Here is an 18767-nt window from a genome sequence, read left to right on the forward strand (position 1 = left end):
TCAATGCTTAGAAAAATCTTGGCGAACGGTCATAACCGCCCTTTAATCCTAAAAGGTCAATATCCCATAAAATAAATATTTCATGTGATCCTGAATTAAAATCACCTAAGTTAGATGTTGTATAATCATAGGCATACCCAATTCTCATTGCAGGGGTCACCCTAAAATTCACCAAGGCACTAACAGCATCATCCAACCTATAGGCTAAACCAGCTTCAACCTTTTCATTAAATAGCACATTTGCCGTAATATCTAAAGATAGCGGTGCTCCTGTAACCGCCTTAGTCATAAAGGCAGGTTTAAATTTTAAATTTGGATTGATATCAAAGACATACCCTCCGGTAAAGAAATAATGTACATTTTCTGTTCCAGTAGCGCTTATACCATTTTCTGTTTCCAAGTGTTTTCTGGATAATATATTGGGAGCTGAAAATCCTAAATAGAAATTATCTTTGAAGAAGAAAGCACCAAAGCCTAAATTAGGAAATGTTTGACCGATATTCTCATTAAAAGCCACATCAAGTCCATTATTGACATTACCGGATTGTAATATGAAACCATCAAAATTTGCGTTATAAAAGCTGACACCAGCCTTAGCTCCAAAAGACAATTTACTATCTACCCCTACTGGAATAACATAAGCAAAATCAGCAAAAATATTGGTTTCATTAACAACATCACCAATATTATCATTGGTAAATGATAACCCTGCTTCAGTTCTATTACTTAAAGGTGTATGCGCAAAGAAACTAGCGGTTCTTGGAGCGCCTTCCATACCAACCCACTGCGTTCTATACATACCACCTATGTTGAGAATATCTAATTCTCCAGTAGCATAAGCCGGATTAATTACGCTCATATTATACATATATTGCGTAAACTGCGGATCCTGCTGTGCCAAACTAATCATAGACACAAGCATTAGGCCTATACCAGCAATAATTCTTATATATATATTTAACTGTTTCATTTCTTTTGTTTTCTCCTTAGTCCGAATTATCTACTTAAATATATACGACCTTGTTCTGGCGGATTTTCGCCGTCTTGATAGTCAAATATGTAGAAGTATACGCCAACTGGTAAATCGCCTTTAGCTACCCCACTAGATTGATTTGATGTACCATCGAACCTAGGCGTATTTGCACCTCCCTTATAAACCATATTCCCATATCGGTTATAAATTTCCATATTAAAGTTTGGATATAATACGCCTAAGAAATCAACATCTAGTGTATCATTAATGCCATCTCCATTTGGAGAAAAACCATCAGGAATCTCTAATTCTCCACAAGCTGTAAGATCTGGAGTAACCGATAATCTAATACTACTTTCACAACGGGTTGTTGTATTGATTAATGCGGCATAATAGGTCCCCTCACTCAATACAGACCAATTGTCATAGGCAGTTCCTCCCGTTTCTGAATCATACCATATAATATTGGAGGCCTCTGAAATATATTCAACAATATTTAAAGACAAATCATTTATTGTTGGCTCGTCATTTATACAATAATCAGCATTAGAATCAATAATTGTAGGTGTAGAAGTATCATAAAGCGTAACACTTATTTGAACTGCAGCGGAGGATTCACATCCTGTACTATTGGTCTGGGTAGCAAAATAATCTGCATTATCAATAAGATAATCTGTACTTAATAATAGTTTTGTTAGTAAAGCGTCTTCATACCAGTTAACCGTACCAATAGATTCAATACTACTTTCAAGATCAGAAACGGTTGGCCTATTACTTAAACAAAACTCGGGATTAGGATCTATTACAACTACCGATGGGCTATCATTAACAGTTACGGTAACTTCTGCACTATCTTCTAGAACGCATGGTGCTGAAGATTTTACCGTGTATTTATAAATGCCTTGGACATCCACGGCAGGATCAAAGACACCTGTTCCACTTGCGAGTTCCGGCAACCATTCACCACCTGTTTGGGCTGTAGACCCCAACAAATCAAATAAATCAAGGGTATCATCGCCTTGGCAAATAGCAACTGAATTACCTGTACCTGCATCCGGTGCTTGAGAAACAGTAACAATAACATCACTGGAAAAAACACCACATGAATTGGTTAAGGTATATGTATACGTACCTTCTGCATCCAGCAAAGGATCAAAAAGACCGGTACCACTCGTTAAAGCTGGAGACCAAGTCCCGCCAAAATCTGCCGGTTCAATTAGTGAAAATAAATCTGTTGTTCCATTATCACTGCAAATATTCAAAGTATTACTAGTTCCTGCATTCAAAGGAGCTTCAACATTCAATGTAATAGTAACTTGAGCATCAATACATGGCGATATCCCAGCCACAATATAGGTGAACTGATAGCTGCCAGGCACTACACCAGTAGCATCAAAACTGTTTCCTACTAAGGAACCAACACCATCATCATTTTGCCATGTTCCTCCTGTATCCTGCGTTCCATCTAAGGCATTGAACAAATCAACGCTATTGTCAGAATCACATACTGCAAGGGGCAGGGCATTACCTGGGATTGGTGATTGATTAATGTTAGCCACTACGGCTGTTCTTAATGCAGACTCACATCCTGTAACGGCATCAGTTTGTGATGCATAATACGTTTGTTTATCAATTAAAATCGTAGTATTATCCAAAAGGTTTCCTCCGGTCAATGCATCATACCATTTTACGGAAACACCTGTTACAACAAGGTCTATAATGGCTGCATTATCACAAAAGTCTTGAACGGCCTCAGCTGCTGGTGGTAATATTTCGTTAATATTAATACTGACCGTAACTGGTTCATCAATACAACTTCCAATAGGATCTAGCGTATAAGTAAAGTTAGAAGTACCGATAGGTAAGTTATCTAACATCACACTACTCCCCGATAATGTTCCGGTTGCATTATCATCACTCCAAGTACCCGTTAAATTAGCTCCTGAAAGTAAATCGAAAAGATTAAAGGTTTGACTTGGCGTTAAATCTACCTTACAAAATTCTGCCGGTGGATTAGCCGTACCTGATTCTAGGGCTTCAGCAATAGTAACCACCACTGTAGCACTACCTTCGCAGCCTTGAGCATCGCTTATAGTATAGGTATAATTATAAAAGCCAACAGCAAGATTGGTTAAATCAATTTGGCTTCCAGATAAAACACCAGAGGTACTATCATCACTCCAAACTCCACCTAAATCTGCACCGTCTAGTTGCATAAATAAATCAAAAGGTGAATTAGCTGCTAAATCATTCTCACAAAAAGTAACGTCACTGGGAATACCTGTATTTGGGAGCGGATTTATAATAATTTGAACAGTCACCAATTCATCAGTACACGTCCCTATTGGTGCAACTTCGTAAGTATAATTATACACACCTTCTGTAAAACCAATTAAATCAATGGGATTATTTGTTACTGCTCCTGAATTATCTGTTCCGCTATACCATGTTCCTGTTTGATCAGCTCCAGTTAATAAACTAAACAAATCAAAATTAGTAGGGGCTGATTCCTCGCAAAATTCAACAGCTTGAGTTGCTATCCCTGATTCTGGGGCATTTTCTACTGAAACAACCACTGTAGAGCTGCTAACACAACCATTAAGGGCAGTAATGGTGTAGGTGTAATTATAAAAACCTACCGCAAGATTGGTTAAATCCACTTGACTTCCTGTTAATGCACCAGTAGCATTATCATCTGACCACACACCGCCTGGATCTGCACCGGTAAGACGTGTAAATAAATCTAAAGGTGAATTGGATCCCAATTCATTCTCGCAATACGTTGCTCCACTTGGCGTCCCTGAGTTAGGTGGTAAGTTAATTACTATTTGTACGGTCACTAACTCATCTGTACAAGTACCAATAGCTGCAACTTCATAGGTATAATTATATGTGCCATTTGCTAATAGAGATAAATCAATTTCATTTGATGTAGTTTCCCCCAAATTATCGGTTCCCACATACCAATTACCAATAAGATCTGCCCCCGTAAGAAGGTCAAATAAATTATAATTTGTTGGCGCCAAACCTAAACAAAACACTGCTGGACTATTAGCAGCACCTGATTCTGGACCTTCTTCTACATTTATAGTTATGGTTTCTGTATCAATACAGTCGCCATCGCCTATGGTATAATTAAAAAGATATGGGCTGTTTAAAAAGGTAAAGCTAGAAATATCAAGACTATTAGATATGGTATTATTGTTGGCATCACGCCAAACACCGTTATTATTGCTTTGTGAACCATCAAGAGCCATAAATAGATCAAATGGCGAATTATTTGCTAAATCATTCTCACAAAAACTCTGATTAACTGCATTACCCGCATTGGGGTCGGTTAATATATCAACTTGTATTGTTGTTGTTTCCTCCAAACATATACTAGGCGAAATATTTTGAGTATATGAAAAATAATAAGTGCCTGGTGTATATGAAGTCAAATCAATTGGCGAACTAATCATCATACCAGAACTTGAGTTACCCGCAGTCCATTGTCCATCAGGATCTGCACCAGTTAACTGTGCATTCAAATCAAATGCCGTTGGTAAGCTTGCCTCACAAAATGTTATGGGTCCAGAATTCGTAGGTGTTCCAGAAGATAGGGGTTGTTCAATTTCTATGGTAACGGTAGAAATAAGATCGGGACAAGATCCATTGGCTAAAACCGTATAGCTAAACACATGACTCCCGGCTGTTAAACCAGAAATATTAACAGTTCCTAAATATCCGTTTGATGTTGTTTCTGGTCCTACCCAAGTTCCTGTAGCATCCTTTGGATCCCCCAATTCATCAAAAAGATTAAAACTAGTAACAGGTAAGTTGTTTTCACAATAACTCAAACTACTAGAGATTCCAGACTCCTCCGTATTAATCTCCACAACAACCGCTACTGGGTTACTCGAGCAAAACACCCCTTCAATCTGCATATAATAGGTATTGCCATCAACTAGGGCATCTGTAGGCAATAAGGCCGGAATTATTGGATCTCCATTACTATCTAAACTTTCATACCAATTATAAAACAAATTAGTATTAGTATTCAAATCAGCAACTGTGGGATTAGAACCTGAACAAAATAATTGTTGTAGTTCCGGACTGGGATCAGAGGGCGTTGAAAAAACACCAATTTGACCACTTTCGATTTGACCCGTACAACCTCCGGAATCCGTTAATACCATATAGTATGTTTTGGCTTCAACAGGTATAACATCACTAGGATTAACAGGAGTTGTTAGCTCCAAATCTCCATATATTTGAACGGTAACATCGGCTGGAATAAAAGGTTTTAAAACATCATCAATATAGCTTTGAAATGTTGCATTTTCCTTACTACAATATATACGATCTAATACCTGATCAATTCCATCAACAGTAAAATTAACAGTAACGGCAGATCTAGTACCACAATTTCCAGAAATATCTCCAACATAATAGGTACCTTCAGTAACTAATTCATTAGGGTTATAAGACGTACCACCTGTGGCTGCCGTATACCAAACAATACCATTGCCTCCATCAGTTACAAAACTGTTCAAATCTCTAAAACTATATCCAGCACCATCTAAACAAATATCAGGATTTGCGTTATTCACGGTAGGACATTGTGCGAAGACTTTATGGCTTGAACCAAAAAGCAAAAAAACAAATAGTACATTACAAAATACAAGACTTGACAAGAAGCTAGTTTTCATAATTAAGGGTTTACAATCATTTATAAATTAGGTCTAACTAGTATCCCCCATATTATTTTGGGACAATTTAATTACCTAGGCAATTTAACTGATTTTTTTGTATTTCATCGATTTTTATTGAAATATTTTCATTTAAACGAATATAAATGCATTTAAACGATAAAAGCCCACCTAAAAAGGTGAGCTTTTAATATTTTAATAAATGTTATTTATTTTCTAGTGTTGAAGTTCTTCCTCACCATCCTTTAAAGGAACTGTTTGCGGCACAAAATCTACATCATGTCCCGGCTTACTATAATCATACGCCCAACGGTGTACATGAGGAATCTCACCTGGCCAGTTACCATGAATGTGCTCTACAGGAGTTGTCCACTCCAAGGTTGTAGACCTCCATGGGTTTTGTACTGCTTTCTTTCCGTAGAAAATGCTGATAAAGAAATTATATAGGTATACGATTTGTACAACACCACCTATTAATGCAAAAATGGTTATTATGACATTAACATTAGCTAAATCGTCAAACAGAGGAAAATTAGAGTTTGTATAATATCTACGTGGTAACCCTGCCATTCCTATAAAGTGCATTGGGAAGAACACCCCGTATGCACAAACTGCAGTTAACCAAAAGTGGATATATCCTAAATTCTTGTTTAACATACGTCCAAACATTTTTGGGAACCAATGATAAATACCCGCGAACATACCATAAAGCGCAGATATACCCATTACCAAGTGGAAATGCGCTACTACAAAGTAGGTATCATGTACATTAATATCTAGAGCACTATCTCCAAGAATAATTCCTGTTAATCCACCCGTAATAAAGGTAGAAACAAATCCAATTGAAAATAACATTGCCGGATTCATTTGCAGATTTCCTTTCCATAAGGTAGTAATCCAGTTAAAGGCTTTTACCGCAGATGGTATGGCAATTAATAAGGTTGTAAATGTAAATACCGATCCAAGGAAAGGATTCATTCCAGATATAAACATATGGTGTCCCCATACGATTGTAGAAAGAAATGCAATAGCGAGTATAGAAGCAATCATGGCACGATAACCAAAAATTGGTTTACGCGAGTTTGATGCCATTATTTCTGATACCAGACCCATTGCAGGTAAAATTACAATATATACCTCTGGGTGTCCCAAGAACCAAAATAAGTGCTCAAATAAAACTGGCGACCCACCTTGATAATGCAGTACTTCACCTTGAATAAATATATCTGATAAGAAGAATGATGTACCAAAACTTCTATCCATTATCAATAACAAAGCAGCCGATAATAACACAGGGAATGAAATAATACCAATTATTGCTGTCACAAAAAATGCCCAGATTGTTAGTGGTAATCTTGTCATTGACATACCCTTTGTACGTAAATTAATTACCGTAACCACATAGTTTAAAGATCCTAATAAAGATGAAGCAATGAATATTGCCATAGAAACCAACCACAATGTCATACCCATACCAGAACCTCCTTGCGCCATAGGCAAGGCACTTAACGGTGGATAAATAGTCCATCCTGCTGCTGCAGGGCCTGCCTCCACAAATAATGATATAATCATGATTACACTTGATAAAAAGAATAACCAATATGATACCATATTTAAGAAACCAGATGCCATATCACGAGCACCAATTTGCAACGGAATTAAAAGGTTACTAAATGTACCACTCAATCCAGCTGTCAACACGAAGAATACCATAATGGTACCATGTATAGTAACCAATGCTAAATAGATATCAGCATCCATAACACCGTCTGGCGCCCATTTACCCAATAAAGCTTCAAATAATACATTAGGTTCTTCCGGCCATGCAATTTGCATACGGAACATCATAGACATTAATACACCTATAACCCCCATGATAGTACCAGTAACAAGGTACTGCTTGGCAATCATTTTATGGTCTTGACTAAATATATATTTAGTAACAAACGTTTCTTTATGATGATGTCCGTGGTCGTCGTCGTGACCGTGAGTATCTGCGTGTGCTGACATAATCTTATATCGTTTTTATCTTTTTATTAGTTAATTAGAGAATTCTTGAATTCTTTTTGCTCCTTAATCCAAGCATCATATTCTTCTTGAGTTTCAACAACAATCTTCATTTGCATATTGTAGTGAGACTTACCACAAATTTTATTACATAATAATAAGTAATCAAATTCATAACGCTCTAAAGGCTCCTCACCTTTCGCCACTAAAGGCTTACTATTTTCAACTCTAATTTTATTGATTCTCGTCACCTTCTCTTGCATTTCCGGTGTTAAACGCATATCGGCTGTAGTTACAGTTGGCGTAAATCCAAATTGTGTTATCATACCTGGTACACAGTTCATTTGTGCTCTAAAATGCGGCATATAAGCTGAGTGCAATACATCCTGTGAACGCATTTTAAATAACACTGGTTTTCCAACAGGTAAATGAAGTTCAGTCGTTATGATATCATCTTGGGCATTAGGATCTGCTTCATCTAAACCAAGAATATTAGCACGATCAATATCAATTAAACGCACATTGGCCTTTCCTAAAGTATTATCCGCACCAGCATATCTTGCTTTCCAGTTAAACTGCTGCGCGTATAATTCAACAACAAGAGGATCATCACTTTCATCAACACCCATGATATTAATCCAAGTATTAAGACCATAGATAATTAATCCAGCTAAAACTATAACAGGAATAATAGTCCAAATAGCCTCTAACTTATTGTTATCTGCAAAGAATAAGGCCTTTTTACCTTTCTCTCCTTTATATTTAAATGCGAAATAGTGTAATAAAAATTGTGTTACCGTTTGCACAAAAAAGATGATAACCATGGAAATCACCATCAAGTTATCTACTGTAGGGCCATGCTCTGATGCCGAGTTTGACATTAAAGGTAAATCTCCCCATTTCACTAAACTTACTATGGTTATGGCATAGATGAATCCTAGAAAGCCCATCATTAAATAACCATTCATGGTATTATCTTTATCCGTAGCAACACCTGACGTATCACTACCTCCTTTAGCCTGGGCTAAATCAAAAATCTTTACCATTTGCCAAATGGCAATTAAGATAAATACTAAAACTATAATTGTTAATAAAGCAGTCATTGGTATCGTTCGTCTTTATTTATATCTAATTAATAATGAAAATCTTCGCTTTCTTTTCTAAAAGGGTATCCTTTTACTAGTAAAGGAGCTTTTGTTAGTGCTGTAAACACAACAAATATGAATAATCCCGCGAAAAGTAATACTGAACTTATTTCTGGTAAACCTATAAACCATCTATCTCCAACAGTTGCAGGCATTATCATATTGAATATATCAACATAATGACCAAATAGTATCACCAATCCTGCCATAACAACAAACCAAGGTATGCGCTTATAATCAGCATTCATTAGCATTAAAATTGGAAATACAAAGTTCATTACAACCATACCTAAGAAAGGCAATTTATAATCTTGAAAACGTGTTACAAAATAGGTTACCTCCTCTGGAATATTTGAATACCAGATCAGCATGAATTGCGAGAACCATAAATAGGTCCAGAAAATACTGAATGCAAACATAAATTTGGCTACATCGTGCAAATGATTCTCATTTACAAATTCTAAAACGCCTTTTGATTTAAGGTAAATAGAAATTAAGGCTATTACCGTAATACCACTTACAAACATACTAGCAAATACGTACCATCCAAATAGTGTAGAAAACCAGTGCGGATCCACACTCATTATCCAATCCCAAGACATCATTGATTCTGTATAAATAAAGAATACTAAGAAGGCTGCAGAGATTCTAAAAGACTTTTTAAAATTACTTTTATCTTCAGCAGTATCCTGAGCTATTGAAAACTTTCTTGAAAAATGGCGGTATAAACTCCAACCTGCAATAAAGATTAAACCTCTAAAAGCAAAACCTCTAATATTTAACCATCCTGACTTCCCTTGGATTAGTTTATCATGGGCAACAACTTCAGGATCCATCCAAACAAATAAATTATAATGTCCAATTGTTCCTGATGCCACAGCTATAGCTAATACTATTAAAGCTCCTGGCAATAAATAAGCAGTAATGCCTTCCATTACCCTGAACAATACTGGAGACCATCCTGCTTGTGAAGCAATTTGAATTGCATAAAATGCCAATACACCTAATGCAATCATCATAAAGAAAAATGCGGCTACGTATAAAGCAGACCAAGGTCTGTTTGCTATTTGATGTTGTACATGCTCAATATGCTTTGCATGTTCATCTACTTCAGCGTGCGCTGATTCACCATGGCTATCACCATGAGCATCTACAGCAGCATGAGTACCGTGACTTGCCTCATCATGAGAAGCCTCTTCCGCATGTCCACCACCGTGATGTGATTCTTCTGCAAGTAGTTGTTCTACTTCCTCAAAAGATTTATGAGATGTCATAAAACCAATTCCAACACCTACAGCTCCGAGAACCATTAGTATGATTGAAAATGTCTTTAATTTATTTGAAAATGTATACATATCTATAATAATCTTATCAATCTTACTTTTCTAAATCTGCTTTTAACTTTAATACATAAGAAACCACTTGCCAACGCTCTTCTTCATTCAATTGGTTTGCATATGATCCCATGGCATTTTTACCGTAGTAAATGGTGTGATAAATACTTCCAGCGGTAATCGCTCTACCTGCATCATCATAACTAGGAATACCTAATATCTTTTCTCGTTTCACTAAGTTTCCTTGTCCATTTCCTTTATTACCATGACAAATGCCACAATAAATGTCATACAATTCTTTACCTCTATTTAAATCAACCGCCATAGAATCTAAAGGGCTCTCTAAAGTTGTTTTAGCCAAGTCATAGCCTTCTGTAGAATTCTCTATATCAAATGGCACATAACCTCTTGCTATAGACCCTTGAGCAGGTAACTGAGCCTCGATCCCATTAGGAAATTTAGCCTCGCCATACGTTTCATATCCAGCAGACTCATACATATTTGGCATGAATTGATAGTTAGGAGCTGTACTTTTATTACAAGATACGGCTACAAAAACTAATGCTATTACTACTATTTTAATTAAGCTTTTCATATTATTTATTAATGGGCTTTATCAACTAAATTAACTTCAACTGCTCCAGTTTCCTTAAGCAAACTCTCTAATTCATTTTCATTTCCATGAACCGCTATTTCCATTAAGAAATGATCATCTGTAGTTCTTGGATCTGGATTTTCAGCATTTTTAAATGGCCACATTCTACTACGTAGGTAGAATGTTATTACCATTAAGTGCGCCGCAAAAAACACGGTGAGCTCAAACATAATAGGTACAAAGGCTGGCATGTTTTCTATATAACTAAAACTTGGTTTACCACCAATATTTTGAGGCCAATCTTCAATCATAATGAAATTCATCATGACTATGGCAACCGTTAATCCAATAAGCCCATAAATAAATGCAGTGATTGCAATACGTGTAGGCTCTAGTCCCATGGCTTTGTCTAGCCCGTGAACTGGAAAAGGTGTATAAATTTCTTCAATATGATGCTTTTCTGCCTTTACCTTCTTAACGGCAGACATTAAGATATCATCATCTGTATAAATAGCGTGAATTACTTTTGAAGCTTCCATATGCTACTTTTAGTTTTTTGTTTCTTTATTATTATCTCCTGAAGTTCTAGCATCTGCACCAGTACCAACTAAGCTATCTCCTGCTTCTCTAATCCTTTTGTAACGTTCTCCTGAAGATTTTAAAATCGTTTTAACCTCTGCCTGAGCAATTACTGGGAATGTTCTTGAGTACAATAAGAATAGTACAAAGAAAAACCCTATTGTTCCAATAAAAATTCCAATATCAACAAATGTAGGCGAGAACATAGTCCATGATGATGGCAAGTAATCTCTGTGTAATGATGTTACGATAATTACAAAACGCTCGAACCACATTCCTATGTTTACAACAATTGAGATAAAGAAAGAGAACATAATTGACGTTCTAAGTTTCTTGAACCACATAAATTGTGGAGAGAACACGTTACATGTCATCATTGCCCAATAAGCCCACCAGTAAGGTCCAGTTGCTCTGTTTAAGAAGGCATATTGCTCATACTCTACTCCAGAATACCATGCTATAAACAACTCAGTTATATAAGCCACACCAACTATAGAACCAGTAATCATAATTACAATGTTCATTAGCTCAATGTGCTGTACTGTAATATAATCTTCAAGGTTACACACTTTTCTCATAATAATAAGAAGTGTATTCACCATAGCAAATCCAGAGAATACCGCTCCGGCAACGAAGTATGGTGGAAATATTGTTGTATGCCATCCTGGAATCACCGATGTTGCGAAGTCAAAGGATACAATGGTATGTACAGATAGTACTAAAGGTGTTGCTAAACCAGCAAGTACCAATGATACCTCTTCAAAACGTTGCCAATCTTTTGCTCTACCAGACCATCCAAAACTTAATAAAGCATATATTTTCTTTTGGAAAGGCTTAACGGCGCGATCTCTTAACATTGCAAAATCAGGTAATAAACCAGTCCACCAGAATACTAGTGATACCGATAAATATGTTGAAATTGCAAATACATCCCAAAGTAAAGGTGAGTTAAAGTTTACCCATAATGAACCAAATTGGTTTGGAATTGGCAATACCCAATACCCTAACCACGGACGACCCATGTGGATAATTGGAAATAAACCTGCTTGCACTACAGAGAAAATGGTCATTGCTTCTGCAGAACGGTTAATTGCCATTCTCCATTTTTGACGGAATAATAAAAGTACTGCAGAAATAAGTGTTCCTGCGTGACCAATACCTACCCACCAAACGAAGTTAGTAATATCCCAAGCCCAACCTACGGTCTTGTTTAAACCCCAAGTTCCAATACCTGTAGATATTGTGTATAAAATACATCCGATTCCCCAAAGGAAAGCCACTAGTGAGATACCAAAAACTATCCACCATTGTTTATTTGCTTTTCCTTCTACAGGTTTAGCCACGTCCACAGTAACGTCGTGGTATGATTTTTCGCCTGTAACTAAAGGTCTTCTAATAGGTGCTTCGTAATGAGACGCCATAATTATATAATTGATTCTTTAATTAGATTTATGCTTCTGTTGTATTTCTCACTTTTGTTTGGTACTGCACATTAGGCTTTGTTCCAACGTGTTCCAATAAGTGATACATACGATTATCTTCTAAAAGTTTTGCAACTTTACTTTCTTTATCATTGATATCTCCAAAACTCATTGCACCGTTGCTACAAGCTGCAGAACATGCTGTTTGGAATTCACCATCCTTAATTTGACGACCATCACGTTTTGCATCAAGAATTGTTTTTTGTGTCATTTGAATACACATAGAACATTTCTCCATAACTCCACGAGAACGCACAACCACATCAGGATTTAATACCATACGACCTAAATCATCATTCATATGATAATCAAACTCGTCATTACCATTGTAAAGGAACCAGTTGAAACGACGTACTTTATAAGGACAGTTGTTAGCACAATATCTTGTACCTACACAACGGTTATACGCCATATGGTTTTGACCTTGACGACCATGAGATGTTGCAGCAACAGGGCATACAGTTTCACAAGGTGCATGGTTACAATGTTGACACATTACAGGTTGAAACGCTACTTGAGGATTCTCAGAAGCATTTTCCATTTCACCAAATTCACTTAATGAACTTCCTAAGCCTGAAATGTTATCTTTTTTCTCATTATCACCTTCAAATGATTCTTCAGATGAGTAATATCTATCTATACGCAACCAGTGCATATCACGGCTACGACGTACTTCAGTTTTACCTACAACAGGCACATTGTTTTCAGCATGACATGCAATAACACAAGCACCACAACCAGTACACGCATTTAAATCGACAGAAAGGTTAAAATGATGTCCTATTGAACGATCAAATTCATCCCACAAATCAACATCTGGTGAAGTTACTGGAGTTTCTTCATGATTTAGAGAAACAACAGGTACTGCATTCCAATGCTTTTTATCCTTGGTATTGAAGATCTCTAAAGTCGTTTCTTTAATGATATCTCCACGCCCCATTAATGTATTATGAAGCTGCACTGAAGCAAATTCATGCTCTCCAGCTGCAGGCTCAATAGTTACATTTTGAACCGTATTAAAATTTTGGTATAATGCATAAGCATTAACACCTGTTTGCATTTCTTCTTTTAGTCCTGCAGTTCTTCCATAACCAAAAGCCAATCCAACAGAACCTTTAGCCTGTCCTGGCTGAATCATAACTGGTGCAGTTACAGTAACACCATTTACCGTCACATTTGCATAACTTCCGTTTAATGCACCGTTAGCGACATGCGTATTGGTTAAGCCCATTTCTGCAGCGTCAGCCTTTGAAACGGTCAAGTAATTATCCCAAGATGTTCTTGTAATTGGATCTGGAAACTCTTGTAACCATGGGTTGTTGGCTTGTTGACCATCTCCCATACCTACTTTAGTATATAAACTTAATTCTAAGCCTTGTGATTTAGCAGATGACGCTAGAGCTTGAGCGGCATTTCCACCTCCAATGCTTCCTCCAACTACAGCAGAATCACCGTTACCATTATTTACAGTAGAGGTTGTAGTGATATATTCATCCTTATCTTCCTCCTTTAAATTCAAATCTACAGCAACATCATGAATAACGCCTCCTGCCCACGTTCTATCTTTCTTTCCTTTTAATGTCTTGGAAGTAACTTCGTGCGTGTTATTTGAATTTCCATTTCCACTTTTAAATGCCGCAGAAACAAATGAGCCGTCATGCAAAGCTTGATTATATGAAGTTCCCTCAAGAATATCTTCATTCCAAATTAACTTGATATAATCACTGTAAGATTGATCATTATTAGTCCATGCTAATAACGCGTCCTGAAATTGCTTTGTATCAAACAAAGGACGAATAGCTGGTTGTATTAAACCATAATGTCCTGTTTTAATTTCAACATCACCCCATGACTCTAAGTAGTGCGGTGCTGCCGCAATATATTGCGCTTGAGTAGAAGTCTCATCTTCTTTCATAGAAAACGCTACTGACAATTGCGTTTTCTTTAAACCTTCAGCAAAATCAGATTCATTTGCTAAAGTATATAGCGGATTTACACCACTCATAATGATTGCCCCAACTTTACCTGCATTCATATCTGCAACTAATTGAGAAACATCACTATCAATACCTTGACGTGTTTTTAAAGCAACTTTACTATTAAAAGCTTTACTTGCTAAGTACTCATTAAGCTCTAAAACCACAGTTTGAGCATTAACATCTTGAATACCTGTAACTACAACACCTTTACTACCAGCTTTCTTCAATTGCGACGCTGCACTTTTTACAGCTGCCTCAACAGATTCTGGTAAACCACTAACAGAAACGTTAGCCCCTGTTACCAAGCTATATAATTTCGCTAAAGCTAATTTCTGTTGTGATGGTGTTAATGGTACACGTTTATCAGCATTTGCACCAGTTAAAGACATATTAGACTCAAACTGTACGTGACGAGACATTTTTCCATGATCAGGAACTCTATTCTTAGAATATCCTGAATCAAATCCTCCACCTTGCCAATCGCCTAAGAAATCAGCACCAACAGAAACAATAGTCATAGCTTCCGAAAAATCGTAAGAAGCTAAACCTTTTTGACCGTACTTATTTTGAAAAGCCTCAATAGCAGCAGACTCAGAAATAGCATCATAAACGACATGGTTTACATTACCGTATTCTTCTTTGAAATCTGCAATCAAGTTAGAAGTTGAAGGACTAGCATACGTCTGTGTTAATAAAACAATAGACTTATCAGACCCTTTTAAGCTATTTAAAACTTTCGTTGTTTCGGCATTAAAATCGCTCCATGAAATTGAAGAACCGTCTTTTTTGGGCCCTTGAACTCTCAAGCTATCATACAAACCTAAAACTGAAGCATTAACTCTAGCATTAGCGCTTCCGTTCGTACTAGCTAAGTTGTTATTTTCAATTTTAATTGGACGACCTTCACGCGTTTTTACTAAAACACTCGCAAAATCAAAACCATCCGCAATTGTTGTTGCATAGTAGTTGGCAACACCTGGAATGATCTCAGTTGGCTGCACTACGTAAGGAATTGATTTTTTAACAGGTCCTTCACAAGCTGCTAAAGAAGCTGCCGCTGTACTAAACCCTACATATTTTAAGAAATCGCGACGCGTTGTAGCAGTATTCTCTAATGTTTCTTTATCACCTAAAAACTCATCAGTTGGAATTTCTGTTACAAACTCGTTTTGTTTTAGCGTCTCAACAATAGAGCTGTTTTCGTTTAGCTCCTCAACACTTTTCCAGTATTTCTTGTTTGATGACATATTATATAATTGAATTACTTCTTAATTAATTTTTTGTTTCACTTAAGAAACCTAGTAGTGACATTTACCACATTCTAGACCACCCATTTGAGCAGCTGTTAAATTATCAACACCATACTTCTTAGATAATTCTTCGTGAATTTTCTCGTAGTAAGCATTGTCCTTAACATCAACATTTGTTTCTCTATGACAATTAATACACCAACCCATAGTTAAAGGCGCATGCTGGTACATAATTTCCATTTCTTCAACTGGACCGTGACATGTTTGACATTCAACACCTGCAACAGTAACGTGTTGTGAGTGATTGAAATAAGCAAAATCAGGCAAATTGTGAATGCGCACCCATTTCACTGGTTGAGAATCTCCTGTATATTTTTGATCAGCATCATCCCATCCTGCAGCTGCATATAACTTCTTAATCTCACCATCATAGAACTCCTTAGAATACTCAGCAGACGTTTCTCCGTTGTATTCGTAAATTGACTTATGACAGTTCATACAAATATTTAAAGACGGAATACCTGAGGTCTTACTAACCCGTGCTGAAGAGTGACAATATTTACAATCTATACCATTATCACCTGCATGTATTTTGTGTGAGAAATGAATAGGCTGAACAGGTTGATACCCTTGATCAACTCCTATTTGAGATAAATAACCATAAACAAAATACGCACTAGACAGTAAAAAGAAAATAGCAACAACAATCATTAAAAATTGATTTTGCACAAATGCTTTCCAAAGTGGTTTTCTCCCCGTCTCAAGTTCTAATTCAATATTCTGAGCCACAGCAAATCGACGCAAGGTCTTATTTACTAAATACAAGCCAGCAGCTAAAAGAATAAAAAGAATGGCTAGAGCTCCTAAAATAAGCTCATTAGAAATCCCTCCTGATGATTGAACAGCTTGCACACCCGCAGCAGCAGCCGGAGCAGCCGGTGCTTTCTTTTCTTCAGCGGTATAGGCTAAAACATTATTTAAATCCTCATCTGAAAGTTGCGGAAAAGCCGTCATAGCAGCACCCCCATACTCGTTGTACACTTTATTGGCGTAAGCGTCACCAGACTTGATTAAACCTGCACTATTACGAATCCATGCATAAATCCATTCTCTATCTAAACCTTGATCATCAGATAAACGAGTTTCTACATTTCGTAATGCAGGACCTGTCATCTTTTTATCTAACTGATGACACGCTGCACAATTGGCATTAAATAAAGATTTTCCTTTGACTGGATCACCTTCCTGTGCAGAAAGTGAACTTGTAAACGCTAATAATAGAATTAAGCCTAAACGAAGAAAGTTTTTGCTTAATTTTCGGTGAATCACCTTTCTCATATTTTTGGTTAAATTAACTTCTTAACTTTGGTATGACTTTTGTCATCTCTAAGATGAAAAAAAATACGGTTATAAAATCTCAGGCAAAAGTAATATTTAAAGTCGATTCCCGAAATACTAAAGAAACGTTAATACATAATTTAGAGGGATTCTAAATAATAAAATCACCATGAAATAAGTTTAATACTTTTACATTTGCATAAATACTATTAAAATATGACATCAACTTCATTTCAACCAGCATTATTTGTCGTTTTATGTTTTGCCTTAGCAACAACGTATGGTTTTGCTCAGCAAGGCCATATTAGCATAAATCAAGACCATAAAATAAGCACCCTACTCGAGACTAAAAAAGAAATGAATAAAAATGAATACGACCCCGATCGTTATAAAATTCAAATTTATTCTGGCGGACGTTCGGAAGCCTTAGAATCCAAAAAAGAGTTCACCGAAATCTTTGCAGATAAGGAGGCTTCAATACAATATGAAACGCCTAATTTTAAAATTTGGACTGGTAATTTCAGGACCCGATTAGAAGCGGACCGGGCTTTGAAAATTATCAAAAAAGAGTTCCCTACTGCCTTTATTTTTAAGCCAAAAAAAGAAAAATTATAGTAAGGCATGAATTAAAAAAGCAATCTAATTAGATTGCTTTTTTAATTTTTAGACGGTTCAATTGAAGATTTGCCTATTACTTTACAGATTAATTTATCACAATCTTTTTTGTCACAGCCATGCTCTCAGAATTTATTTTCAGAAAGTACAAGCCACTTGACAAGGTAGACACATCAATAGATGAAGAAACAACATCGACACCTAAAACCAAGTACCCTCTAACATCATAAATAGCAATAGCATCTAGCGCTAAATCAGTATCAATATAAAGCAGTTCACTAACAGGATTAGGATAAATCCCAAGCCCATTCATGAGTGCTTGCTTAGAAACACTCAAGGCGGTTTCTTGCACATTTCCTGTTAATAAAGTATTACTCGTCGTTAAATTTCCTCCAGCCTGCTCTAAAGTAAGGAGATCTGTATTCACCTCCCAAATACCTAAATTTAGTCCAGGTGGATTTGGCTTTGAGGCTTCTTTATTAATAAATATGACGTATGGCGAAATAAAACTTCCATTTCCATCGTCTGCCAACATTTCCCATTGTCTATCTGTATTATTCCAACTAATTTTTAGTTCACAAATACCTATACCGCTACATGGTTGATTACCATCAATAGGAGCGGTGGTATAACTATGTCGTCCAGTATCATCTATAGCTTCAAAACTAAAAACAAAACTTTGGTCATCAAACAAAGGGTGAGCCCCGTTGAATGTAATTTGACCATAACTTAGCACAACCATACCAAGTATTATTATCGCTTGTATAAAGGTTTTCATAA

Annotated in this window: 12 protein-coding genes; 1 reads left to right on the forward strand and 11 read right to left on the reverse strand. The window is 36.5% G+C overall.

Going from position 1 to position 18767, the window contains the following annotated elements:
- Positions 1-7: 7 nt before the first annotated feature.
- The 10 genes from IE051_RS04685 to IE051_RS04730 form a co-directional block, all read right to left on the reverse strand.
- Positions 8-970: a PorP/SprF family type IX secretion system membrane protein gene (locus tag IE051_RS04685; RefSeq protein WP_189359619.1), complete on the reverse strand. Its 963-nt coding sequence runs from the start codon at positions 968-970 to the stop codon at positions 8-10.
- A gap of 26 nt (positions 971-996) precedes the next feature.
- Positions 997-5664 (reverse strand): T9SS type B sorting domain-containing protein, encoded by a 4668-nt coding sequence (locus IE051_RS04690; RefSeq protein ID WP_189359620.1) that lies wholly within the window; start codon positions 5662-5664, stop codon positions 997-999.
- A 216-nt stretch (positions 5665-5880) separates the two neighbouring features.
- Positions 5881-7674: a cytochrome c oxidase subunit I gene (locus tag IE051_RS04695; RefSeq protein ID WP_189359621.1), complete on the reverse strand. Its 1794-nt coding sequence runs from the start codon at positions 7672-7674 to the stop codon at positions 5881-5883.
- A gap of 26 nt (positions 7675-7700) precedes the next feature.
- Positions 7701-8774, reverse strand: a complete 1074-nt coding sequence (locus IE051_RS04700) for a cytochrome c oxidase subunit II (RefSeq protein ID WP_189359622.1) — start codon at positions 8772-8774, stop codon at positions 7701-7703.
- Positions 8775-8803: 29 nt separating this feature from the next.
- Complete coding sequence (locus IE051_RS04705; protein ID WP_189359623.1) at positions 8804-10171, reverse strand: quinol:cytochrome C oxidoreductase; 1368 nt, start codon at positions 10169-10171, stop codon at positions 8804-8806.
- Between the two features lie 22 nt (positions 10172-10193).
- Positions 10194-10745 (reverse strand): c-type cytochrome, encoded by a 552-nt coding sequence (locus IE051_RS04710; RefSeq protein ID WP_189359624.1) that lies wholly within the window; start codon positions 10743-10745, stop codon positions 10194-10196.
- A gap of 8 nt (positions 10746-10753) precedes the next feature.
- Complete coding sequence (locus IE051_RS04715) at positions 10754-11284, reverse strand: DUF3341 domain-containing protein (RefSeq protein WP_189359625.1); 531 nt, start codon at positions 11282-11284, stop codon at positions 10754-10756.
- A 9-nt stretch (positions 11285-11293) separates the two neighbouring features.
- A complete protein-coding gene (gene nrfD, locus IE051_RS04720; protein ID WP_189359626.1) occupies positions 11294-12745 on the reverse strand; it encodes an NrfD/PsrC family molybdoenzyme membrane anchor subunit in 1452 nt (483 codons plus the stop codon).
- A gap of 28 nt (positions 12746-12773) precedes the next feature.
- Entirely contained in the window at positions 12774-16031 is a 3258-nt protein-coding gene (locus tag IE051_RS04725; RefSeq protein ID WP_189359627.1) for a TAT-variant-translocated molybdopterin oxidoreductase, read from the reverse strand.
- Between the two features lie 51 nt (positions 16032-16082).
- Positions 16083-17372, reverse strand: coding sequence for a c-type cytochrome (locus IE051_RS04730; protein ID WP_189359628.1), 1290 nt, complete (start codon positions 17370-17372; stop codon positions 16083-16085).
- Positions 17373-17588: 216 nt separating this feature from the next.
- Here IE051_RS04730 and IE051_RS04735 point away from each other — a divergent pair, with 216 nt between their 5' ends.
- On the forward strand, positions 17589-17987 hold the full coding sequence (locus IE051_RS04735) for an SPOR domain-containing protein (RefSeq protein ID WP_189359629.1): 399 nt from the start codon (positions 17589-17591) through the stop codon (positions 17985-17987).
- Between the two features lie 88 nt (positions 17988-18075).
- Here IE051_RS04735 and IE051_RS04740 read toward each other — a convergent pair whose 3' ends face one another.
- A complete protein-coding gene (locus IE051_RS04740) occupies positions 18076-18765 on the reverse strand; it encodes a T9SS type A sorting domain-containing protein (RefSeq protein WP_189359630.1) in 690 nt (229 codons plus the stop codon).
- Positions 18766-18767: the final 2 nt, after the last annotated feature.

The sequence above is a fragment of the Algibacter mikhailovii genome (assembly GCF_014651495.1).
Lineage (GTDB): Bacteria > Bacteroidota > Bacteroidia > Flavobacteriales > Flavobacteriaceae > Algibacter_E > Algibacter_E mikhailovii.